This is a genomic window from Litorerythrobacter xanthomarinus, assembly GCF_046254955.1.
Classification (GTDB): Bacteria; Pseudomonadota; Alphaproteobacteria; order Sphingomonadales; family Sphingomonadaceae; genus Qipengyuania_C.
Genome location: NZ_JBJXRG010000001.1, coordinates 1,561,420 through 1,586,596, shown reverse-complemented (window position 1 = coordinate 1,586,596; position 25,177 = coordinate 1,561,420). Strand labels below are relative to the sequence as shown.

Here is a 25,177-nt window from a genome sequence, read left to right as displayed (position 1 = left end):
AGTTCATGCGCCGATTGACCGTCATCAAGTTTGCCAGCCTTGCTGCTCTCGCCGCCACCATGCTGAGTGTTCCGGCCACGCATGGTCCCACCGCCGCGCCAGCGTTAGCCAAAGGCAAATGCGGCGGCCACAATCAGTCCGCCTGCACATGGATCGAACGGCCTTTCAAACCCTGTAACAAGGGGCTGCTCCATGTGCGGCCCAACAACAAGACCCCCGGAACCTGCAAGCGCCCGATGGGCCCAGGTGACAATGCGACCGCTTACCAGCCTCCCGTGGTCCACGATGACGGGTTTTATAACGATCATGGCGGAAGGACTGCGATCCGCCTCTGCAACAAGTCAGATACTCGCGAGATCTATGCTGCGATCGGCTATTACGACTACGGAATTTACGGCGATGATGAAAACTGGAGCAGTGCTGGCTGGTGGGCTTTGCGCCGGGGTGAATGCCGGGATATCCGCCTGATCGACGACATCGAATATGGCAATCCGTACAAGGGTTCTGTCTATCTCATGGCGGTCGGGGGCGGCCTGGCCTGGGAAGGCAATAGCGCTGCATTCTGCGTAGACCGCGACCGCGAATTTCGTATCAAGAATGCCGATCTGGTGCGTTGTAGTGACGACAACACGCTCTACGGCGTCGAATTTCCGGTGACGCCAGGGAAACTCAACTTTTTCGATTTTGACGGCTGAGCGAGCACCCGCTCGCGGCTGAGGAGACTATCACATGCAACGGAAACTATTCACCACGGCCAGCTTTGCGCTGATCCTCAGCACGCTTCCCGCACCCGCCATGGCCGAGGAAGATCAACCGGAGGCGCCCACAATCTACGGGTGCGCCAACGGCATGATCCTTGGCGTTTCATATCTCACTGTACGCGGGCATGGCGTGATCGAGATCGAGTTCCCCACCGGCCGAGACCTTGGGATCAAGACCAAGCGTCTGCTGCCTGAAACGCAGACCGGCAGCGGGGTGCGCTACGCGTCTGACATTACCGAATTTCATGTGAAGGGTGACACCGCTCGCTTTTCTACGGCGGTTTCCGCAAAATCAGAAGCGATACCGAGCGTTGAGTGCACACGGGTACTATCCGAGGAAGAACGCGGTCCCGTCACGCAGGAGGCAAGGGCCGGCCGCTACTTCATAGATTCCGGCCACGCCCTCGCATACGCCCAGGCTGAAGCTATCTGTTTCGGGCCCGATGCGAGCGGCTATTTCGGCATCAATCGAGCGAGCGGGATAGACCGGGTAATCACCTATAATGGCAGAGGAGCCAAACAAGCGCGGGTTGGACCGGTCGACGCGGGCGCAAGTCAGCGCCGGTATACGCTTACCTCGCTCAAGAATCCGCAAGAACAGGTGACGCTGCAATTCATCGCACAGGGATCGCGCGAGATGGATCAACCCAGCGCGACAGCCGGATTTAGCTCCATCAGCCAGAAAGGCGATAAAGTCGATTGTGTTGATAACGACCGGATCGTCTACGTTGGTATCAGCCCTCCCCTTGGCTTGGCGATCACAGCGGGAGACGATGGCTTAGCGCTGAGAAGCTTCGGCGACGACAAGGATCCTGCGTGGCAGGACATGCGGCAAGGGTATGTGTCGATCGACGAGGATGAGACGGTTTTCCATTTCTTCGAGCGTGACACATACATTCGAGTGGAAACAAACCACGATGGTATGCCGGGCCTCGATGAAAATGACATGCAAGTCCCCAGGCGATGGAGCCTGGACTCCCCAATCGCGCAACGGGTCGATGTTCCCGTCGCATATTTCCTGGCTGACAGGAGTGTGCTGAAAGGCCGCGCACCCTCACTGAGCGCGACAACATCCCGATTGCTGAAATCACTATCGATCTGCAATCACCTCGCCGGTGAGGTCAGTGACGATCGCGAGCGCAACGCGCAGCTAAGCCAGTCCATTGAGAAGGCGAAATGCGATGCCGTCCCCCGTCTCTATTCCGAGGCATTGGAGGGAGTCGCTGAAGGATCAACGCTTCACGAATACCTGAAAGGCAATGCTCCCAACTGGATCTAGCCCGCTGCGCAGCCCTGTAGGCTAAGATTGGGGTTGAGGTGTGGCGCGGCCCGCAGGACTCGCCAGATAGAATGACTGGCCCTATCGTCGCTCTGGCATTGCTATGCTGCGGTGCCGGTTGGGGCGAGGTGCTTGCAGGTTTGAGTGTCAGAATCATCATTGCCGATGACCATCCTTTCTTGCGGCGGGGGCTGAAATCTCTGCTCGCAGACGAACCTCGTTTCGAAGTCGTTGGTGAAGCAGCCGACGGGCTGGAATTGATCGCAATGATGAAACAGTTGCACCCAGATCTGGTGATAACGGACATCGCCATGCCGCATTTGAGCGGGCTCGAAGCGGTGGTCGAGATTGAGCGGTGGTGTCCGGAATGCCGGATCATCGTCGTGACCGGATTGACGGGGCGTGGGTTGATGTCCCAGATTGATCAGACCGGCGTCGCGGGAATCTTCCTGAAATCGGATCCCGTCGAGCAAGTCAGAACCGCGATCGATCCAATCATGGAAGGCAAAGCAGTAAGGTCAGGCTCCGTGCTCGCCATCCTTGAAGAAGAAGACACGTCGAACACGCTGACCGGGCGCGAGATTCAAGTCTTGATGGGTATCGCACGAGGCAAAAACAACGCACGCATCGCAGACCGTCTGGGCATCAGCGCCAGCACGGTGGACAAGCACCGCACCAACATGATGCGCAAGCTTGACGTTCACTCTGCTGCAGGACTGCTGGCAATCGCCGTGCGCGACGGTCTGCTCGACACTTCGAAAACAACCTAGCGATCTTGCCGGCATCTCGGCCGTCTGGGCTCATCTACTCCAGATCTCAATGTGCTGCAGGTACCAGCAGCGAGGCTCTCGTACCTTTGCCTGGCGCAGTCTCAAGCCGCCATTTCCCGCCCAACTTCTCCGCCAACTCAGCTACAATCGACAAACCCAACCCTTTGCCCTCCGGGTTCTGTTCGCCCGCCTCGGCGCCGCGCTGCTTGCGCGCTGAAAACGATCCAACCTGTGCCTCGTCCATGCCGCGGCCATCGTCCGTAACTTCAAAGGCGAGGCCATCTGGACCTTCCTTCGCGGCAATCGTGATTGTCTTGGCACCGGAATAGGCAATCGCATTGCTGACGAAGTTGCTGAGTACACGCAGGACTTCCGCAGTTCCATCACCAAGCGTCGCCTCAGATGGGATAGTGTGCAGCGCGATTCCAGCCGCTCTCGCATCCTCCGCGAAAATCGTCGACACGGTATCAAGCACGCGCTGAGCGGGTGTGCGCGCTTCCTGCGGTACGGGGCTGGTTGTGCCTTCCATCGCTTGCAGCAGGTTTTTCTCAACCAGCGATTCCATGTAGGCGAGCGAAGCTTCAACCTGGTTGAGCTCACCCGCATCCGGCTTCGGATTGGAGGCCATCTTCAATACCGACGAGCGCAAGGCAAATAGCGGCTGGCGCAGGTCATGCGTCGTGTTGGCCACCAGCTTGCTGGAATTCTCTGCCGCAATCTGCGCGGATGCAAAGCGCTGTTCAACCAGGTCCAAACGGCTGCGCAAGGATGCGTTTCTCTCGGCAGCCGCGATCCGGTCCTGCATCAGTTTCTCGCGCTCACGCCGCCACTCCATCACCACCGTAAAGCACGCAATTCCCATCATTACAGCGTCGAAGACCATCGCCGTGCGCATCGTGTCTAACGTAGCAGCACGCGTGACTTCGAGATCGATCCAATGGGCGATGAATGTGATGGCAGACGCTGCCACAATTCCGCTCCAACCCAGCACGAAGGCCAGAACAGACACACCCTTTTTCGCCAGCCCGAGGAGGCCCGCGCAAAGGAATATCATCGCGCTAATGGGGATCGAGACGGTCATCATCTGCTTGATCGGTTCGCCGTCGAGCGGCACCGATGCAGCGATGGTTGCCGCCTGGAAAAGGATCACTGCCAGCAGCACCTTGTCGAGCCGCTGCATGTTCTCGCGCGTGCCGAGATAGGCGCGGGTGAACTGCGCCGCAAAGATCGTCAGCATGCCGGCGAGAGGCAGCGAGGCGTAGCTGTTCCACAAGCCGAAATCGCGCCAGAACAGCTGGAAGGCATAGCCGTCACGATGAAAGATGTAGAATGTGACGAAGCCCGAATAGAGCAGGTACCACAGGAAGATTTCGGCTCGGGTGATGACCAGTGCGAGCAAGCTCGCGAATATCAAGACTACCATCACGCCGTAAAAGGCGAAATTCCGCGCCATCTCGCGGCTCGATAGCGTGGTGAAACTCATATTCGTTTCGACGGCGATCGGCATCGCGGTGATGCCTGTCGTGCGATAACGGATCCAAACCGTGCTAGTCGTCTTAGGCTCGAGCTGCAGTATCGTCGCCAAGTGATGGTAGTCGATCGGGCGGGTAGAAAAAGGGCTGGCGAGCTCCTGTTCAAGCACTTCCGTGACCATGCCGGATTGCTCATGCCACACGTTGACCTCGGAGACGAAGTTCGTCCGCATTAGAAGAATGCGCTCCAACCGTGAAGCTTCCGCGTTTTTGAGCTCCAGCTTGAGCCAGATCGGAGACTTCTCGAACCCAAAATTGGGCTCAGATCTCCCAACCGGTGCAAAATCAGTATCGGTGCGGTTCTCGATCATATCATCGATATTCAGCTGATCCTGTCGATCAATGAAGTAGCTGACATAGGGCGTAGCGTTGCCGACCCTGTCCTGCTGTCCCAGTGCCAAGGTCTGGGCGGCGGACGTTTCCTGACTTTCGTCCGCCAAGGCAGGAGAGATGGCCGCGGCCTGAAGCGCGCAAAACAGCACGGCTAGTAAGATCCTGAAGGGCCCAAACCGCATTGGTGTGTCTGCTGCTCCTGATGCGCCATGACCCGATGAACGTCAATCGCCGGGACCTACGTCATTTTTGGCCTTGGCAACATGGAGTCATCACACACTCTATTGCACAACCGGAGCCGTCCACACATGACAGCACCACTCGCGTCGATGCAGTTAACCTGACAGTCCAACCAGGTACACTTAGTCCGAAAGTACACGTTACACTTTGTTCTAGCGTGGCTCGGTGTGACTATGCCAAGAGCCATTTTCGTTGAAATGTAGTTGGGACAGGCGATTGCCACGCATACTAATCTGCGATGATCATGAGATTGTGCGTCAGGGTCTGATCGAGTCTATCGGCTCGGTAGAGGGCTGGGAAGTCGTCGGTGAGGCCGCCAACGGGCTGGAATCGATTGGTAAAGCCAAGCAGCTAAAGCCAGATCTCATAATCCTCGATTCGGCAATGCCATTTGCCCGCGGCATAGAAGTCTTCACCGAAGTCAAACGGTGGCTCCCTAATCTAAAGGTTGCCGTACTCACGGGCTTCACCTCGGCACGGCTCTTGGCGGACTGGCTCGATGTCGGCATTGACGGATTGTTTCTCAAAAGCGGCCCATCGGGAGAATTGATAGGAGGGCTCCGGACCATTCTGGCTGGCGGCAAATTCATCTCCAGACAGGCGGCGGAGATAGTTGCCACGGCAACATCTACTCCCAACCTCACCGCGCGTGAGCGTGAAGTCCTGTCCTTAGTCTGTGACGGGAATAGCAACGCCGCGATTGCCGAGCGGCTCGCCATAAGCGCCAAAACGGTCGAGAAGCACCGAGCCAGCCTTATGAGCAAGCTTGGTGTTCATTCGATCTCAGATTTGATGACATATGCGCTGCGCGAAGGCCTGCTCGACGAGCATCGGCAACTCTAGGTGCAATTGGGTAGCGCACCCCATTCAACAGGACATGCCAGACAGCTAAGGTCCTCAGGATGAGCGCGCCATCGGCCTCGAGTATTCGCTCGCCGCAGCCCGGCGATTGGCATCTGGCGCAGTTCGGGCAAGCAGTACTTGCATTCGTCTTGGCTATCGCCTGGATTGCCAGCATCGGTGCCGCCTACGCGCAAACGTCTGCGTCAGGCTTTGATCAGGCCCGGCAAGACATCCCTGTCATCGAGCTGCGAGCCGGTGAATTCATGATCATGCCAGCCCGAGGCGAGGCCGGGTTCTTGCTCGACTACCAGCGAAATCTCACAGCACACGATTTGTTAGGCCGCCTGGATCAGTTCACGACGGTGACAACGCCCAATCTCGGTTACGACGCGATCGAATCAGGTAGGCCGAATATCTGGTTTCATTTTCGCGTCAGGAATGCCGCGAATGTGCCGGGCGAGTGGGTCGTCAACTTCAATCGACCCAAAGGCACCATCGAAGTCAAGGCTTACTACCTCAAAGCGGATGGATCGGCCGCCTCTTTGTTCAGGTGCCTTCCGGGCGAATGTACCGCTGTTTCGGGTAGTCCCTTTATCTCTGGCCTACTTCAGCTTGGCGCGGGAGAGACCACTGACGTACTCATCTGGCAACCGCATCGGTTCAGTTCGCAATCTCCGGTAACTTTTGCCACTCCTCAAACCTTTGCCTTGGATCTAGCGGCGCGGGACAATCGCATCTGGGCCATGAATGGCATCTGGATTGCGATTGTGGCGGTTGCGCTTCTGATGGGACAAGTCATCGGTTGGCGGCTTGCACTGGCCTATTCTGCCTACAGTGCTGCAGCGCTATTGCTGTTTGGTCTTGCCGAAGGAACACTGCCGCTGATCCCCGAAAGGGTTGTGATTCCGTTTGCCGAGGATTTCCTGCTGCAAGCAGGGCTGATCTTCCTGGCAATGTTCATCCGGCAGTTCTTCCGTCTATCGAAGAACTTCCCACGTCTCGACCTCGCTTCACGCGCCGTGATTTGGCTATCCATCGTCAATCTAGTCCCGATAGCCTTGGGCCTTGGGACCTGGGCTCGCGTGTTTACGCAGGTCCTGATCTTCTCGACGCATCTGATCCAGTCGATTGCGGCCATCAAGGCAGCGCGTGCGGGCTGGCATGGAGCAAAACCGGTCTTGATTGGCGCAATCGTAATCTTTGCAAGCGCGATCATGGACGTATCGAATAAGGTTGTACCTGGACTATTTCAACGCAGCGAAGTCTTGGAGATAGGCCACGCGGCGTTCCTTGCTGAGGCACTCCTGTTTGCGGTTGCAATCCTTCTGATGGTACTGGCTCTTCAGCGCGAGAGAGATCGGGCTCTTCGCGAGCAATTGAGCACAGCTGAAGAGAAGGTTCGGCTAGACCGGGAACTGGAAGCCAGCAAGGCCCGGTTTGAAAAGGCCCGGAAAGACGCAGAAAACTCGAGGCAAGAGATCGAGGCAATCGGACATGATTTAATGCAGCCACTCGGCGCATTGCGCCAAGCTCTCTCACGACGTTCCTCTTCCTCGGTTTCCGATAGAGAAAAACTGGAATCGGCACTGGGGCTCATCGAAAGTATAGCACGACGCGAAGGTGCGGAATCGCTTTCCCCGACCGGAATAGCAGGCACCGAAGCCGACCAACGGGACGAGACATTCCATATCGGCCTGGTAATCGAGAACATTCACCGGATGTTCTGCGATGATGCCGCAAGCAAGGGCACGCAGATCAGGATCGTACCCTGTTCGGCGAAGGTACGGTGCGACCCCGTCGCCCTCATGCGAATTGTAAGCAACCTTGTGTCGAACGCCTTAGAACATGCACAGCCCGACAAAATCTTGATCGGTTGCCGCTCACGGCCGGGCGGTTTCCGCCTGGAAGTTCATGATGACGGTATTGGCATGTTGTCGCGCCAGCTCGAGAAGACTTTGGCGAACGGGGAACGGGCGGAGGCCGGCGCTGGTCAGGGGATGGGCTTGGCGATTGTCCAGTCCCTTTGCGCCAGCAACGGATTGGATTTCTCAGCCCACTCTGCCTCTGGCAAGGGTACGTCCTTCCTTATCACGGTACCCCGCGCCTGATCCTTGGTTTGATGTAACCTTATGCCGTTCCGTCCGTGCCTAACCAGCTCAGAACGGATAGCTCAGACGGACCGTGATGACTTCGCCGTCACGATCGCTTGCTGACCCTAGTCGGTAGGATGCTCCGAAAGACATGCCCCTGCTGTTGAAGAACTCCACCCCGGCTTCACCCGAAAGCTCCGCTCTACCAAGTGGCGCAACGGCAAGGAACGGATCCGCACCGCTATCATCCGCTGCAAATCGCGCGCTTACCTCCGCCTGGGGATCAGTCAGATGGTAACGCAGCGTTGCGTTCGCGAAAGGTCGCAGGCTCCAGCTATCCGAAATCGCGGCAGTGTAAGCAAGCCCCAGCCCCGGCATCGCCCAGGCGTGGGTTCCACCGGCAGATTCGATCGCCAAAGCGTTAACCCTCGAGCTATCTTCCATGCTGCCGCCTTTGCTTAGACTCGTTGCGCCAAGTGCGAGCGATGGCACGGCACTGAACCCGCCTCTGCCGAGCTCGTACGAACCCGTGACCTGCCCGGTGAACGCCAGGACATCACGGCTGCCTTGGGCATCGCCGCCGAAACCGGGCAACAGCCGCATTGTATCGTAGGAATGGCTGCCGATCGAAGCGTATGCTCCAACCTGAGCGCGGCCCATATCATAGCGTACGCCCAAAGCGCCTTGCATAGCTTCGCCCTTGGCAATCCATCGATCACCATATCCCATCAGGTCGTGATCGGAATAATTGAGCGCCGCTGCCAGGCTCCAGTTACCTTTAAGTTGCCGGATCAGCCCGGCAGACAGGCGCACCGCCTCGCTGTCGATGCCTGGCATACCTTCTTGCGGGTCGAGACTGCCATCAGCGAGGTCAAGCTCGCCCCATACGCAAGTTTTGGCATCTTGGCCCCACTTGCCTTCAAACTGCGATCCGCAATGAATCATCCTGCTGATGAAATGTTGCGCACTGCTAAGGGCATGGGCGTTCTGCTCGGCGTAGAACTCGCTGCCCAATTGGGTCAGCAAGTCGACATATTCTGCCGCATCCTGGACGTTAAACAGCTGTGTGTACGTTGGCTGTAACGCCGCCGGAACACCATTTGTCTGAACGCGATTGAGATATTCGCCAAGAGTCGCCCGATTGCCGATTGCCTCTTGTGGCGCGTAAGTGAGGTCATAGTTGACCACGACTGCATTACCTTCCTGAGCGATCCCCAGGAGGTTGAACACCACAGACGAATCGGCCCGCAAGTCGACATCGCCCAACGTCGCTCCTCCGTCGCCAGTAAATATCTGCGCAGTCAGCATGCCGGGCGTAAACTGCGTCGGATTGAGAAGGCGTACATCAACGAAACCGTTGACCTCGACCATTCCCGTAGCGTCGATCGCGTCGAATTCGCCAGTGGCCAGATCCAGCTCAATAAAGGTCGAGCCGGTGCTGGTCTGAAGAAAACTGCCGCTCAGCGATGTCTGCGCAATCGTATCGAGATCTCCAGGAGCAAGCCAGCCGGAACTGGTGAAAGTATTGCCCGGCGAGCCTAGATTCAGGGTTTGCGACGATACGAATTGCCCGATCTTTGAATTGGTGAGCGCGTTGGCACCGCCGCCCAGATCGATATTGCCCAGCAGGACACCGTTGTTGATGATGCTGTCGTTGCCATCCGTGCCCAGAACGGGTGTGCCGATCATGCCATCAAGCGTGGTCAGCATACCGTTGTTGGTGAGAACGTTGTTTGCGCCGCCGATCAGCGCCACTGCGTTGCCGCCAGCCCCTCCCACAGCCATACCTTCGGACTCTATTGAAATGGCGATATTGCCACCCCCGTTGGTCCCGACGCTTTGTGCGAAGATTGCTGATGCACCGTCGCCTAAAGCCATGGCATCGCCATCGACCGCAATTTCGATCGCGCCGCCCGCTCCGGCTCCTCCAGCGGAATCTATGACGCGTCCTGCGACAATACCGCCGCCGCCGCCGAGGCTTTGAGCGACAATCGCATGCGCCCCGTCGCTGAGTGTCGCGATGTCTCCATTCAGGACCAGGGAAACAGCTCCGCCGTCTCCACTACTGGAGGCCGGATCCGTGCTAGTTTGATTACTGCCTGCGCCGGCCACGAATCCGCCACCGCCACCAATCGACTGGAGTACGATGCCATATGCGTCCGCTCCTTCCGATTTAAGTGAGCCATTCATAGTCAGCGAAACATTGCCACCATCACCTTGCGCACCACCCGCGCCGCCGAGTGTGATGGCCACTCCATCCAAACCTCCGATATCGGCATAACCGCCGCCAGCACCGATAGATTGGATAAGCAGTCCACTTGACTGGAAACCAGTGGCCAGGATGTCACCTGTCTGGACCAGAGCAACGTCACCGCCCGAAAGGCCGCTTCCGCCATCCGCACCCATGGTAAGTGTGCCATTCACTGGCGTTGGTGCGCCAAGCATCAATGCGCGACGGCCGTTAGAAATTTCCTGCGTCGTCTGGACTGTACCCTCCGCTTCGAAACCGACGGCCATCAGACCGCCTCCGCCGCCGATACTTTGCACCAAGGCAGCTGGAGCGCCATCACCTCCGCTGAAGATCGAGCCGGTTTGCGCATGATTGATCGAACCGCCAGCCGAATTGCTCTGGCCGGTTCCGCCCAGCGCCAAGGAGAGCTCGCCCAAACGTTGGGCAGGTCCTGTGAAGATCAAGCTGGTTCGACCGCCGCCGCCACCTATAGACTGCAGGAAGAGGCCATTGGTGCGCAGACCCGTAACTACAATATCGCCGACGTGCAGACTCTCAATCTCGCCACCGTTGTTGGCCATGCCATCGATGCCGCCGAGTGTGGATTCAACGGCGAGAGGATCTCCGTCGGCCGCATCCATCGCGGCAAAACCGATCCTCGCGACTATTCGGCCACCGCCTCCGCCAACACTTTGCTGGTTAATCGCCGCGCCATTGTCGCCGGTGGCTGTGATATTACCCGTGAGATTCAGAGTGACCTTGTCGGCATTGGCATCGCCTTGCCCGGCAGCGCCTCCGAAAATCGTCAGCGCAGGGATGTCCGCAACTGCATCGGGATCGAGCACACCCGGAGGCAATACACCTGCGGCCAATCCTACAACGCCATCGATATCAAAGGACAGGCCACCACCGCCGCCATTGATGCTTTCTGCAACGACGCCATAGGAACCTTCACCTGTGACTGTAATGTCGCCCGAATGGTTGACGATAACCTCACCGCCTAAGCCGCCCTCGCCGGGCCGGCCACCCAAGGCCAGGCCAACAGTGTTTGCGATATAATTGAAGGCCTTGTTTTGGCTGAGCGAGATACCAACACTCATATTGCCGCCGCCGCCGCCAAGGCTTTGCGCTACGATACCATGGGCTTCCTTGCCTGAAGTGAAGACCGTACCAGCATTGTTGACGGTCACCGTGCCAGCATCATTGCCCAGTCCACCGTTTCCACCGAGGGCGATTATCGCCTGGTTTGGCAATAATCCAGCGGCAGAAGTCAGGCTGCCGACGAGTGACAGGCCGCCATTGCCGCCACCACCGCCAATCGATTGCGCGAACACACCGTGAGCGCTTTCTCCACCGGTCTGGATTGCACCGAAGTTATCGACCGTAACCGCTCCGCCAGCACCACCGGTTTCGCCGTCTCCGCCGATCGACAGACCCAGCTGAACATTGTTGGTGCCAGATGCGTAGTTTCCGGACAGCGTCATGCCGCCGTTACCGCCACCACCACCGATCGATTGGGCGAAAATGCCGTGAGAGCGCCCGCCCAGTGTTAAGATGGTGGCAGTTGCATCGTCGATCGAACCGTTTGCGACAGTCACATTGCCGGCAGCGCCGCCGATCCCGCCTTTTCCGCCGATGTTGTAGATCAGCAGGACCGAAGTGTTGCCTTCGTCCGCATTTGCTATGTTGATGTTGCCAGCAAGCCCGCCGTTGCCGCCGCCTCCGCCAATCGACTGCGCATGGATTGCCGAAGCCATTTCGCCTTGCGTTTCCAATTGGCCAAGGTTCGTGACAGTGACATTGCCACCCAGCGCACCCGTTCCGCCATCGCCGCCAGAGCTCACTTCAAGCCCGTAGCTGTCGTCTTTACCCGGCGCAGCGAGGTTAAATACCGCCCCGCCTTCGCCGCCGCCGCCGCCAATCGACTGCGCTTTGATCGCGTTGGCACCGCTGCCCAAGGTCACGATGATGCCATTGTTTGTGACATCGACCGAGCCGCCTTCCGCGCCCGTTCCGCCCTTACCGCCTGCTTGGTATGCCAGCGAGATGCCTGTTTTTTTGCTATCATCAGAATCGCCAGGCTCGAAAGATTCAAGAACCTCCTGGCGCGTATCGATCAAAGCTGCACCGCCGGCACCGCCACCGCCGCCGATCGATTGGGCGAAAATGCCATGCGCATCGAGACCCTCGGTCATGATGGTTGCACTGTTCGTGACGGTCACGCCGCTCGCGCGCGAGCCCACGCCGCCCTCAAGCCCCAATGCGAATTCGAGATTCAGACTGGACTTGGTTTTTTCCTTATCTGCGGCCGATTGTTTCTCGCGGTCAGCGGACACGTTGAGGGAAGTTGTGGAGCTGGTGCCGCCGCCGCCGCCAATGCTTTGCGCATGAATGCCGTGGCTGGTGTCGCCAGATGTATGGATCATACCAGCAGCGGTGACATTCACCTCGCCGCCAACCCCACCTGTTCCGCCAACCCGGCCGAAAGTGAGGCTGATGGCGCTGTCATCGTTCCAGTTTTGCGAGAATGCGGTTCCCGCATTGCCGCCGCCTCCGCCGATCGACTGTGCAAGCAGGGCGGTTGAAAAGCCACCCGTCGTGGTCAGAATTCCATTGTGGTCGACCAGCACTAGCCCGCCGTCACTTCCTTCGCCGGGACCGCCGCCGATAACCAGGTCCAGAGCCTTTGTGCCTGCAGCCTGACCATCGCTATTCTTGCGATTTCCGACGAGCGAGACATTGACATTGTAGCCGGCATTGCCGCCACCGCCGCCGACCGATTGCGCCATCAATGCGTTCGAAAATTCACCTTCGACGTTGATATCGCCGATATGCGTGACGGTGACGTTTCCGCCATCGCCGCCGGTACCACCCGCGCCGCCAATCCCGATCTGCGCATCAAACTTCGCGCGCAGGCTGGCGTTCATAAGCAGATTACCGTTGGCATTGCCGCCGCCGCCGCCCAGCGATTGTGCCAGCAGCCCGGTCGAATAGTCACCCAAAACATGGATCAGACTTGCGTCGGCAAGCCCGCGTTCGACCAGTACATCGCCGCCCTTGCCGCCGTTATCGCCGCGCCCGCCGATAGCCAATGATACCGGAGCGCCCTGGTTCGTGCCCGCTCCCGCTACGTTGAACCCCGCGTTGCCGCCGCCGCCGCCGACGCTTTGCGCCAGCAGGCCAATTCCCGAGCCGCTGTCAAAGCTGGCAACGTCCGGAACACCCGTTTCTGCCAACGCATCGACCATGATCATGCCATCGCTGGTTACAGTAACAGCGCCGCCATCAGCGCCCGCTCCGCCGCTGCCGCCAAGCGCAATCCCAAGGTTGAAATTGCGCGCTGTGCCAACCGCTGCGGCAACGTTGAGAGCGCCGTTGCCCCCGCCGCCGCCGACCGATTGGGCGATGACACCGCGACTGCGCGCACCTTCGACCGTCACGTTCCCGGTTACTTCTGCGGTAACAGCGCCGGAGCGGCTACCTGTTCCACCGGAACCGCCGATACCAAATGCCACAGCGGGGAACTTACCAGCTCCGCCCGCAGAGATACCGCCGGTAATATTGATGCCGCCATTGCCGCCGCCGCCGCCAATGCTTTGCGCAAGCAAGCCGGATGCACTTGTTCCTGCCGCATTTAAATCGCTGTTGACCATAGCGACAACGGTACCGCCCGTACCGCCGTCACCGCCATCTCCGCCCACACCGACGGCAATGGTTCCATCGACGGAGATCCCGCCCGCGATGTTGAATCCGCCGTCGCCACCACCACCGCCGACGCTTTGTACAAGCGCAGCCGATTTATAGTCGCCAATACCTGAAATCAGCCCGTTGTCGGTGAGAAGCGTTGCGCTCGAGCCAATACCGCCCCCGCCTCCGAAGCCGCCCACGCCAATGCCGAGGGATTTCGCGCCGGCGCTGCTTCCTCCGACACTGACTCCACCGGAAATGTTGGTGCCCCCGTTGCCGCCACCGCCGCCGACGCTTTGCACGAGAATGCCATGAGAACCGCCTGAACGAAGGCGCAGGCCCAAGCCGTCACTGAAGGCGATCAACGTATCGAGCGCCAATCCTGAGGCGATGACATTCCCCGAGATGCTCGCGAAGGCCGAGCCGCCATCCCCGCCTCCTCCGCCGAACCCGCCGAGTCCGACTGACGCACCGATCGACGCACCGCTTCCAGTTATCGAAACGCCGCCTGCAATGTTCAACGCGCCTTGGCCACCGCCGCCACCGACCGATTGCACAACGATAGCGTCGGATTCCGCACCGCTCGTAAACGTATCTCCGATACGGAAAAGCTGGGCTGTATTGCTCCTTTGTCCGCTGCCGCCGAACCCGCCCAGGCCAAATGCGCCGCCGAATGAGCTGGTGGTCGAAAACGCTACGCTGCCAGTAATGTTGGTACCACCTGCACCGCCGCCGCCGCCGACGCTTTGCACGAGAATACCGTTCGATTCCTTGCCGGTGGTCGATACTGTTCCTGCCACACCAGCAGTCGCGATGCCGCCGATCCCACCGCTACCGCCGAATCCGCCTAAGCCGATCCCGAGTGTGCCCGTGCCCCCGCTCGACGCGGAGATCGATCCGGTTACGTTGAGCGCGCCATTGCCGCCACCGCCGCCGATGCTTTGCGAGATAACCGCTGTGGAATTATCGCCTTTGGTGTAAGTGTCGCCATTCAAGGTCAATGTGGAAAGCTCTGCGCCTCCGCCCTTGCCGCCAAAACCGCCCACTCCCACGCCGATCGTCCCCGATGCGCCGGTGCTGAGAGTCACGCCGCCTGTAACATTTACGCCGCCGTTGCCGCCGCCGCCACCGAGACTCTGCGAGATTACCGCCGTCGCGTCATCGCCCATGGTGACAGTGTTGCCAATGCGGACCAGTTGCGACTTCTTTGAAGCGCCGCCTTCACCGCCAGCGCCCCCGACACCGATACCGATCGTCCCGCCCGCGCTGCTTGCTGTAATGCCCGCCGAGACATTGAGCGCGCCATTGCCGCCACCGCCGCCAAGCGATTGCGCCAGCACAGCCTGTGAGCCGTCACCAAAAGTCGTGACATCGCCGCTTACGGTTGCTTCAACAATTCCGCCAGCGCCGCCCTTGCCGCCAGCACCGCCGATTCCGACCGAGATGCCAACCGCACCGCTTGAAGCAGCAGAGATTGTTCCCGACACGTTAAGGCCGCCATTGCCGCCCCCGCCACCGATCGATTGGGCGATGAATCCGTTGGAAAACGCACCCAGCGTCGTGATGTCGCCATCGATTGACGCAGTGACCATCTTTCCCGTACCAGCACCTCCGCCAGATCCACCCACGCCCACAGCCAAGGCACCGCTGGCCCCGCCCGAGAGGGCAACGCCGCCCGAAACATTGTAAGCACCATTGCCGCCCGAACCGCCAACCGATTGCGCCAGGTAGGCGTTTGAAAATGCCCCTTCGGTAACGATGTTGCCGACGAGTGCGGAATTCACGATCCCACCATCGCCGCCGCCGCCACCTGTGCCGCCGACACCGATGGCAACGCCGCCAGCGCCGCCGCCAGCGCCTGCTACACCAACAGAGACATTGAATCCGCCATTGCCTCCGCCGCCACCAACGCTTTGCGTCAGCAGACCATGCGAAAATGATCCGGAAGTGCGAATGTCGCCCGCGAAATCAGAGTCAATTTCGTCACCATCGCCGCCAAACCCACCTGAGCCGCCCACGCCAACCGGAATCGAAACCGCAACACCATCACTTACGGCCAAAGCAGCGCTGACCGAAAAGCCACCGTTACCGCCGCCGCCGCCCACGCTCTGTGCGAATAGGCCGTGGGAGAAATCGCCCGTCGTACCAATAAACCCGCCGGAATCGATATTGACCAAACCGCCATCTCCACCGGAGCCGCCGCTGCCGCCAACACCCACGGAAACGCTTGCCGATCCACCAGCGCCCAATGAACCGGAGATAGAAACCGCATTGCCGCCATTGCCGCCGCCGCCGCCAACGCTTTGCGCGAAGAGGCCGTGTGAGAATGCGCCATCGGTCAGGATGATACCTTCATCGAGGATGTTGACAGTGCCGCCCTTGCCGCCGCTGCCGCCGCTGCCGCCTACAGCAACCGAGACCGAACCAAACAGGCCCAGCGTCGTCTGGATCGCTGCCCCACCATTGCCGCCGCCGCCACCTACGCTTTGCGCGAAGACGCCGGTCGAGAAATTTCCTGTGGTATGGACTACGGGCAGGAGCGTGCGGGTAACCCCGTCAATCACTCTGTCTTGCGTGGCATGGGTCACGGTAACAATTCCGCCGTCGCCGCCGCCGCCACCCTTTCCGCCAACTGCCACACCGACAAATGCAGACGCACCTGCGGCAAGGCCACCGTTACCGCCACCGCCACCCACGCTCTGTGCAACGATCCCGGTCGAAAAGTCCCCGGTGGTCAGGATCGTCCCACCTTGCGTTATGTTTACCGCGCCGCCCCGGCCCCCGCCCGAGCTGGAACCGCCGATCGCAATCAATCCGGCCGACGCAGCACCGTTGCCGCCGCCGCCGCCGATTGACTGCGCAAGGACACCAAATGCGCCGAGGCCGCTGGTCTCAACCAACCCTGTATTGACGTATGTCACAGTGCTGGCACGACCGCCGGACGAGCCACTGCCGCCCACCGAAATCGCGCCGCCGGTAATCCCGGCATTGCCGCCGCCGCCGCCGATGGACTGGACGAGCGCGCCATGTGCTCCATCGCCGCTGGTCTGGACAGTTCCGGTATTGTCGACCCGGCTGGTCCCGCCATTGCCGGCTTTAGAACCGCTACCTCCGACCGCAACAAACCCCGCCGAACTCGCACCGGTCCCGCCGCCGCCGCCGACGGATTGCGCAACCATGGCATGCGAACCGTCACCCGATGTGACGATCAGGCCGTCATTCTGCGCGCGAGCAGCCTTGCCAATACCACCGGATCCGCCCGAGCCTCCAATCGCCACCAGACCGCCGGAAAGGCCTGCCGATCCGCCGCCGCCGCCCACGCTTTGCGCAATCATTCCGAAGCTGCGTTCGCCTTCCGTGACGATCGTTCCGTCCGCAAAGTTTCGGACCGTTACCGTGCCGCCTTCTTTGCCCGAGCCAGCACTGTTGCCGAGAGCGACCAGGCCGGATGCAGAGCCGGCAGCACCGCCGCCGCCGCCAATCGATTGCGCCAGGATACCATGCGCGTCGTTTCCGCCCGTGTAGATGAATCCGCCGGCTTCATTATCAAGGACGACCGATCCGCCTCTGCCGCCAGCGCTACCTGCGCCTGAGCCACCGATGATACCACTCGCGTCACCGCCGCTTCCGCCTGTACCGCCAAGTGATTGGCCGACAATTCCGTGTGCAGAATTGCCAAAGGTATGGATCTTGCCGAAGTTGTTGATCCGGACCGAACCACCATTTCCAGCTGAACCTGCCGAACCGGCGACCGAGGAGAATGCAGGGTCAGCCGAACCGCCATCTCCGCCCTGCCCGCCAATGCTGCGCGCATAAAGGCCAAAAGCATTATTGAGAAAAGTCGTGACGTTGCCGGTAGCCCGGTTATTGATTGTCACTGTGCCGCCATTACCGCCGTCGCCTCCATCGCCTCCATTGGAGATCGAAACGCTAGCTTTGCCATCACCGCCATCGCCGCCGTTTCCGCCGATACTTCTCGCGTAGATGCCATAGAGTCCGTTGAAGCTACCGGTAGAGACGGTGCCGTCATTGTTGACCGTGATTTGGGTGCCGTTGCCGCCATCGCCACCTTCGCGCCCGTTGAACGATGCAACGACTACGGAGAGGCCATCACCGCCCGAACCTCCATTGCCGCCCCGCCCGCTCACGAAAATGCCGGTGCGATTAGAGAAATTGAGCGCGACCTCTATCTCGCGATCATATGTGAATGTGCCGGCAGATCGCGTGGTACCATTGCCGCCGGGTTCGGGTGCATTTGGTGGAAGTGCGATCAGGACCCCATCGGCCCCCGCACTTCCGTTCGACCCATTGCGGGTGGTGGATACCTGATTCTTGGTCTCGTCGGGAGGTGCCAACGGCGAGAAGGCAGCTAGCGGATCGGCAGAGCTTTGCAGGTAGAGCTGATCGCTCACATCGCGGACAACATCGATTGTGCGCCCATCGCTCAGCGTGACCTGCTCGACGAGTCCGGTTCCCGCGTTGGTGTTCACCGCTGTCACTTCGACGAAGACTGACCCATTGTTTGGATCGGGGACCATTGCGCCGACGCTGGGATCGGTGAGCACGAGCATGCCATCCGCTGTGAGAATCGCTCCTTCGAAGACCGTTCGAACGATCAGGGTATCGCCGTTGGTCGGATCCGTAATTCGGTCTCCCACCTCGTACTCGTCAACCGCTTGCGCCAGCGCCACAGTCGGCGCGGTCAAGGCCAGCAACGGAACCGCTGCCACCGTTGAGCGAAAAGCCATCGCGCTGGCGCTGGTGAGCAGACGCCAGCCCCTCCTCTTCCGATTTTCGATCGAATCGTGAACTTGCCGATTTGTCCGAGTTACCGAGTCCGACTGGCCCATGTGTAGTTCTCACCCCTTGCTGCCATCAGCGCGGTTCGCAGAACTCCTGAACTTCAAGGAGGAGCGAGAGCACAGACGGCCAAGCTATCAAAGATGTGGAATACTAGTCGGCGCAGCAGTGCTCGCTATGGGGTAAACTCCCCAATTTCGGGAACTGGCAAATTCAGTGTTGTAGACCACACAATCGATTGCATTCATCTGCCGCGACTGACTTCACATACATCGCTTTATCATTCTGGCTTCCCAAAGCGAAAGCTCGACTGACAGCGGTTTCCCGAGCGATTCCAGCATATTCCATTGGACGGTGCTTTCAGTCTAACGCTAACCACTCTCCCCTTGAAGGAGCTTAACCTAACCACGCCAGGCCTTAGGCCAGTAGAGTTGCCCACTGCCAATGCGGCTGAACGGTTTTCCTTGTATGTCTGGCGGTCGGTTGGGTGGCGGTCCGAGTTGAAGTGATTGTGGACGTTGGCGTGGACTGAAGCGAACTCCTGTAAGCTCTTCATCTGCCGGAACCTAAGCATTGCTCGTTCCCTTCGTCGGAATGGAAGGTGGCTGTTCTCCGCTCGGTTGTTCAGCCAACTGCCCACTTCTCTTCGTTCCAGGTTGCCGAGATCGCGCATCGCTGCTGGGTAAGATTGGAGACCGTCTGTAACGATCGCCTCGACCCTTCCGTGCCGCCTCAACGTCTTCTTGAAGAAGCCCATAGCGGCTGATTTATCCCGTTTCTTTGTAACGTAGCTCTCGAGCACTTCGCCTTCGTGATCCGCTACGCGCCACAGATAGTGGGTCTCTCTGCTGATCTTCACAAAGACTTAATCGACGTGCCAGCGCCAGTTGCGAAACCCACGCATACGGCTGACCCGTTGTCGCTTGATGTTGGCCGCAAACACTGGGCCAAACCTGTTCCACCAGAACCGAACCGTCTCGGGGCAAATATCAATGCCGCGTTCGGCCAGAAGATCTTCAAAATTCCGCAAGCTCAACGGAAAGCGAGCATAGATCATCACCACAAGGCGGATGACTTCTGGTAATGAGTTAAAGCGCTTGACTGGACCGGGCTGCTTGGCTCTCGACTTGCGGCTCATCCGAGCCAGCTAGCAGCCCTCGCCTGCGGTTACCACGTTAGTCTGACAGCACCCACGCCTCGATCTCCAACCACTTCAACTCCGAACGCCATCTCATCGACAGACAGACCTACAAGGCCCGCTGCTCTGCCGCCCTCGCAGAGTGGCAATCACTCATGGCCTGTAGCGAAACGCCGGTAGGGCGAGCTCTGCCAACTGGATAGCGGTTAGCGTGCGACTGACAGCGCCCCCCGCCTCGCCGAGGAAATTTAATGATCCGCTATCCGACTGTCTGCAGTTTCATGATGCGCGCCATTTTCTCCCGATCAATCGCAAGAACATCGCCTCCTGCCTTGTGAAAGCGGCGCCACGAAACGGCGATTTCATTCTGGTCGGTAGTTGCCAACGGGTGATTGCGCGGATGATAGCCAGAAGAAAAAACCGGCAGCACGTTCCAAGCCATCTTGGCTACCATTGAAACGAAGAAACTCACTGCCTTCAGGGCACGTAGTGGATTGCGCCAATGACCCTCGATTCTGCACATGTGTCCGTATGCGATTGCTGTCTCGCTCAAGATCAACCAAGCAGCTTTCACAACCATTCGACGACGATACGATTCATCCTTTTGAAAGAAGTGCTTGTAGACATCGAAAGCCACGGCCCCATGCTCGACTTCTTCGACCTGGTGCCAGACCCACATCGCTTTCACTGCGGGATCTGAGTTCGAAAACCACTCTTCATATTTTTCGAGAAATATCATTCCAGCCAGAAAGGTGAATGTCTCATAGCCTGCTGTAAAGCCGACCATCTCTTTGAAACTGTCATCTTTCTCGTGCGCTTTAAAAAAAGCCTTCGCTTCGCTTTCAAGCCGCTTTGCCTGCGGATACCGTCTCGCCAACACTCTATTGAATGCTTTGAACGAATGAGCGTGGTGGGCTTCTTGCCCGATGATGGCTTTCGCGTCGGCTACTAGGGCTGGATCGTCCATTCTCTTGATTGCGCGGACTATCGTCCGGACCAGATACTGCTCGAAGTACGGAACGTGCAAGTTGAACGCATTTGCGAAAATCGCGAAAAGTTCCGAGTTATCGCTCCAGACCGCTTCTTCAGGCCGCATATCTTCGAATGCAAACTTGAACGGGCGCACTTCTATATTGTCCATCGGATGGGTGTCGTGCGTATGCTCGTCTGTTGACGCCTTCATGACGCTTCGTCCTTCGAAGCCGTGGTGGCGCAACGCAGAAAAATAATGATCACGGCAAACAACGCGAATGCTGCGACCATTCCCGAAGTGAAAGAAATTACTCCGGCCAGGTTTCCCGCGCCTAAGGCGTTCCCGTCCATACTAAGGCCCCGGTTCGGCGCCATGAGCGCAAAAATGTAGAACGAGGCATTTCCCCAGACTGTTGTAACGGTGCCCCATTTAATCCAGGCCGCTTGGCGGGTAGTCGGAGCAAACCGATCCGCAACCGCGGCGAAAGCCACCGCCATGATTCCGTTAAGCAGGCATCCTACGTGGACTGCACGCCAACGATCGGGATTGCCTGGAAAACTGTCCGCCAGAGCGCTGGGAATTGGCCATAGCTTGACTTCATCAATCAGGGCGAACGCGAATGCGAAACCACCGATCATGCCCACCAGCATCACCATGAAACCGTGCCGGGCTATCGTTATCGCGTAGCTTTTCGATGTATCAGCCATATGCATGTACCTCCATATCGCTCTGGCAGGGGCCTAGAAACGGACCGCAGCGGTCAAGCCGTAGGTGCGTGGCGGCGCCAAACTGCCGAGGCCGAATTGGCCTGAAACGGCGCCGTTATAAACAGCGTTGGTCACGACTTCTTCGTCTGTGATATTGTCGATGAAAGCAGTCAGAGACCATGTCTCGGCCGGATCATCGAAGCGAAGAGCTGCTTTCAGCCAATGGTAACCGTCTTGGGTGATTGGCTCGACCGGTAAATCGGCGTAGCCGGTGTCATTGAACTGATTGAAGAAAATATCGTCCTGATATGACCAGTCCCCGCGCAAAGTGATCAAGGCACCGCTTTGCATGGCAATTTCGTATTGGGCCCCGATGCGGAACTGCCAATTGGGTGCCTTGGGTAGGCGGTTGCCAACAATATTGAAGGCCCCTGTTGTCGGAATGGTCGATGCATCCTCGATGACATTGATGAGGGTTGGATCGGATGGTACGCTTAGGCGGGTCGGATCGATCGCGGCTTCGATGTCGATGTCGGTGATCTCCGTTTCCAGCCATGTCCCTGCAAAATCAATCCGGAACCCGTCGAATGGCAACACCGCGCCCTCGATTTCCACCCCATAGACTTCCGCACCGGCCGCGTTGTTGACAACGATAGAATTGTTTACGACCGTCTGCACCTGCAGATCCGAAATATCGTAATAAAAGCCCGTTGCATTGAAGCGGAAAACCCCGTCGGCCAATTCCGTACGAGCGCCTACCTCGTAAGACCAGGTTAGCTCTTGATCGAACGGTTCATTTTGCAAGCTGCCGATATTGAAACCGCCGGACTTGAAGCCGCGCTGGACGGCAGCATACAGAAAAATGTCATCTGTGGCCTGGAAATCTAGCCCGAACTTTGGCGTGAACGCATCAAAGCTAGTATCCGCAAATGGCGCCACATTGGTGAAGGGTGGTCCCAACAACACGGGATTGTTTAGCGCGAGCTCGGTCGCGAGCTGGTTCTCGCCGCTGCGCTCCTCTTTCGAATAGCGAATGCCGGCACGCGCGGTTAGGCGATCGGTCAACTCGTAGGAGCCATCAAGAAACACCGCATATGCCTCTGTTTCGAGCCGGCCATTGAGTTCGAATACGCAGCAGCCGGCGCCCTGAGGTAAGCGTGCAACTTCGGGGAACAGGCCCAACCCATCAATAGCGAAATCAAACAAATCAGGAAGCGAGCTGATCAGGTATTCATTTCGGATATCATTGCGTTCGATGAAGAGCGATCCGCCAAGTATGAACTGAAAACGGTTGGCCTCTGGCGAGCTCAATTGGATATCTTGCCAGAATTGTGTCTGATCTTCAGCGCGGAATTGTGTCTGCTGCCCCACCGGGGAGTCTGACAGGTCAAAATCCACGAAATTGCGCGGTTTCGTCTCGCGATAAGCTGTGACAGTCCGCAAATTGTATTCGCCAATATTCCAATCGATGCGTCCACTTACGCCCCAGATTTCTGGCTTGTTGAAGGCATCGATATCTGAGAATTGATCCTCGCGTGTACGCTCTGCACTGATATTCCCAGCGCTCTGGCCGAGTAGCGTGAAGACGTTGATGCCGAAATTTCCGGCAGGGATACCAAAGGTATTTATCGCCGGACCCGTGGGATTGAATGGCGGCTGTGAATATCCGAAGCTGTTGTCGATCAAGAAAAACGTGTTGGCCCGATCGTCAGCGGAATAGTAATCCCCAGTGATAGAAACTGTGAGATCAACTGTTGGTCGGAATTCCACGACCCCGCGGAGAAACCATTCGTCCTGGTTCTCCAAATCGTAAGTGCGCCCCGAAAACAAGTCGCGGCTTTCCGTGTATCCATCCCTGTTAGTCTTCTTGGCAGCCAAGCGGATTAATACTGTGTCATCGACTACAGGTCCGCTTATCGCTCCCTCCAGCTCGATCCGGTCGTAATTGCCGAATGTCGCACGCGCAGAACCGCTCCAATCAGTAGTCGGCTGGTTTGATGTAATCAGAACCGAACCAGCAGTGGCGTTCCGGCCGTAGAGTGTGCCTTGTGGACCCTTAAGGATTTCGACGCGCTGTACGTCGAAAAAGCCGGGAATACCGGCCGCCGCCCGAGATAGAAATTCGCCATCCCGATAGAGCGCGGTAGCGCTGTCAGTGCCACCAATGGTGATTGGCGTTCCGACGCCGCGGAGGAACACTTGGGCCTCTCCCTGATAGAAGGCGACCTGTGCGCTTGGCGCTATCGCTCCGAGATCTTCGATGGTGTCGAGCTGTTGGATCTCAAGAGCTTTTTCGTCATAAGCGGAAATCGATGCCGAGACTTGCTGTAGGTCCGCCTCCCGCCGCGTCGCTGTAACGACGATTACATTCTGATCCGTTGCCAATGCACCTATAGGTGACTGGTCACTAGGCGCCAGCTCATCCTGTGTTGCTTGCGTTTGCGCGTTCGCCGGAGTCGAAATGGCCGCCATGACTGTCAATGCAGACGCACTGAGCAAGAATTTTCTCTGAATCATCTTTGTTCCTCCCAATGATCGGCCGGCGACTGTAAGTCGCGTTGTTGTTGACCAATCAATTTGCTTGTTCGAGGACGGTTACGACCGCCGCTCCATTCAATCCGACGTTGTGCTGAACCCCAATGCGCGCGCCATCGACCTGGCGCGCTCCGGCCTGCCCACGGAGCTGTGTGACCAGCTCGGTAAGCTGCGCGGGACCCGTTGCACCAAGCGGATGACCTTTTGCCAACAAGCCGCCAGAGGGGTTCGTCACCACCTGGCCGCCGTAGGTGTTGTCGCCATCCATGATCATGCGCTCGGCCTCGCCGCCTGGCACGAGCCGTAGGGCTTCGTAGGACAGCGCTTCATTTACAGTGAAGCAGTCGTGCAATTCGACGACATCGATATCTGATGGGTCTATATTGGCCTCGGCGTAAGCCTTATCTGCAGCACTGCGGGCAATGTCGCTGCCTACCATGGCTATAGCGCTGCCTTCGAAAGCGCTTGGAGTATCTGTGGTCAGCGCCATGCCGCGGATTGCAGGAGCTGCATTCAAGCCCCTCGTGCGTGCGAAAGAATCGGAGGCGAGCACAACGGCTGCTGCTCCACTGGTCGGCGGACAGCACTGAAGCTTGGTCAAGGGAGCGATGATCTCTCTGCTCTCGAGGACCTCTTCAACCGTGATTGGTTCGCGGAAAACAGCCTTGGGGTTGCTCGCTGCGTGAGCGCGCGCCTTTACCGCAATTCGCGCGTAAGCCTCGGCTGATATACCATCTCGCTGCATATGTTCTCGACCTGCTGCGGCGAAAACTTTTGGCGTCAGTGGATGATCGGAAGGGCCAAGGATCGCATCGGATACGGCCACATGGCGATCGAGAACCCCCGCTCGGTCCTCAAAGAAAAGCGAAAGTGCGCCAGCTGGCATTTGCTCGAAGCCAAGCGCCAGTACGCAGTCGGCAGAGCCTCCCAGAATTGCTTGGCGTGCGAGAAATGCAGCGCTTGAACCAGATGCGCAGGCATTGTTGACATTAAAGATTGGCACCCCAGTCATGCCGAGGCCGAGCAACGCCCGCTGTGCACTCGTGGTATCTCCATAAGCCCATCCGGCGTAGATCTGATCAAGATCCGAATATGAGACACCCGCGTCCGCCAAAGCCTGAAGTACAGCTTCTTCAGCGAGCTCTTCGTATCGCGCGCCCTCACTGGGCCTGCGAAAACGGGTCATGCCTACACCAACGATGCGAACAATCCCGTCCGGCATTCCGATTCTCCTCTCGGTAATTCCGAAAGGATTAGCT

At 58.4% G+C, this 25,177-nt stretch carries 11 protein-coding genes and 1 pseudogene; 5 read left to right on the top strand and 7 right to left on the bottom strand.

Going from position 1 to position 25,177, the window contains the following annotated elements; genetic code table 11:
• The first annotated feature begins 5 nt into the window (after nucleotides 1–5).
• The 3 genes from ACEWMW_RS07880 to ACEWMW_RS07870 all read left to right on the top strand — a co-directional run bounded on the left by ACEWMW_RS07880 (nucleotide 6) and on the right by ACEWMW_RS07870 (nucleotide 2,810).
• A complete protein-coding gene (locus ACEWMW_RS07880; protein ID WP_409413331.1) occupies nucleotides 6–695 on the top strand; it encodes a DUF1036 domain-containing protein in 690 nt (229 codons plus the stop codon).
• A 34-nt stretch (nucleotides 696–729) separates the two neighbouring features.
• The gene (locus ACEWMW_RS07875) at nucleotides 730–2,040 is read left to right on the top strand and encodes a hypothetical protein (protein ID WP_409413330.1); all 1,311 of its coding nucleotides are present in this window, start codon (nucleotides 730–732) and stop codon (nucleotides 2,038–2,040) included.
• Between the two features lie 71 nt (nucleotides 2,041–2,111).
• On the top strand, nucleotides 2,112–2,810 hold the full coding sequence (locus ACEWMW_RS07870) for a response regulator (RefSeq protein WP_409413329.1): 699 nt from the start codon (nucleotides 2,112–2,114) through the stop codon (nucleotides 2,808–2,810).
• 46 nt (nucleotides 2,811–2,856) lie between these two features.
• On the opposite strand, the gene ACEWMW_RS07865 is transcribed toward ACEWMW_RS07870, so the two are convergent.
• Entirely contained in the window at nucleotides 2,857–4,782 is a 1,926-nt protein-coding gene (locus ACEWMW_RS07865; RefSeq protein ID WP_409413328.1) for a sensor histidine kinase, read from the bottom strand.
• Between the two features lie 349 nt (nucleotides 4,783–5,131).
• Between ACEWMW_RS07865 and ACEWMW_RS07860 the strand changes: the two genes are divergently transcribed.
• A complete protein-coding gene (locus ACEWMW_RS07860; RefSeq protein ID WP_409413327.1) occupies nucleotides 5,132–5,758 on the top strand; it encodes a LuxR C-terminal-related transcriptional regulator in 627 nt (208 codons plus the stop codon).
• 59 nt (nucleotides 5,759–5,817) lie between these two features.
• Nucleotides 5,818–7,866 (top strand): sensor histidine kinase, encoded by a 2,049-nt coding sequence (locus ACEWMW_RS07855; RefSeq protein WP_409413326.1) that lies wholly within the window; start codon nucleotides 5,818–5,820, stop codon nucleotides 7,864–7,866.
• Between the two features lie 48 nt (nucleotides 7,867–7,914).
• Here ACEWMW_RS07855 and ACEWMW_RS07850 read toward each other — a convergent pair whose 3' ends face one another.
• The 6 genes and pseudogenes from ACEWMW_RS07850 to ACEWMW_RS07820 form a co-directional block, all read right to left on the bottom strand.
• Nucleotides 7,915–18,495 carry a hypothetical protein gene (locus ACEWMW_RS07850; RefSeq protein WP_409413325.1) on the bottom strand — a complete coding sequence of 3,527 codons (10,581 nt, stop codon included), beginning with the start codon at nucleotides 18,493–18,495 and terminating at the stop codon, nucleotides 7,915–7,917.
• Between the two features lie 487 nt (nucleotides 18,496–18,982).
• Nucleotides 18,983–19,703 (bottom strand): annotated as a pseudogene (locus tag ACEWMW_RS14555) (IS6 family transposase).
• Between the two features lie 259 nt (nucleotides 19,704–19,962).
• On the bottom strand, nucleotides 19,963–20,886 hold the full coding sequence (locus ACEWMW_RS07835) for a metal-dependent hydrolase (RefSeq protein ID WP_409413322.1): 924 nt from the start codon (nucleotides 20,884–20,886) through the stop codon (nucleotides 19,963–19,965).
• A complete protein-coding gene (locus ACEWMW_RS07830; protein ID WP_409413321.1) occupies nucleotides 20,883–21,383 on the bottom strand; it encodes a hypothetical protein in 501 nt (166 codons plus the stop codon). Before ACEWMW_RS07830 ends, ACEWMW_RS07835 begins: the two co-directional genes overlap by 4 nt.
• A 33-nt stretch (nucleotides 21,384–21,416) precedes the next feature.
• Nucleotides 21,417–23,900, bottom strand: coding sequence for a TonB-dependent receptor (locus ACEWMW_RS07825; RefSeq protein ID WP_409413320.1), 2,484 nt, complete (start codon nucleotides 23,898–23,900; stop codon nucleotides 21,417–21,419).
• A 55-nt stretch (nucleotides 23,901–23,955) separates the two neighbouring features.
• Nucleotides 23,956–25,140 carry a thiolase C-terminal domain-containing protein gene (locus tag ACEWMW_RS07820; RefSeq protein WP_409413319.1) on the bottom strand — a complete coding sequence of 395 codons (1,185 nt, stop codon included), beginning with the start codon at nucleotides 25,138–25,140 and terminating at the stop codon, nucleotides 23,956–23,958.
• Nucleotides 25,141–25,177 lie beyond the last annotated feature (37 nt).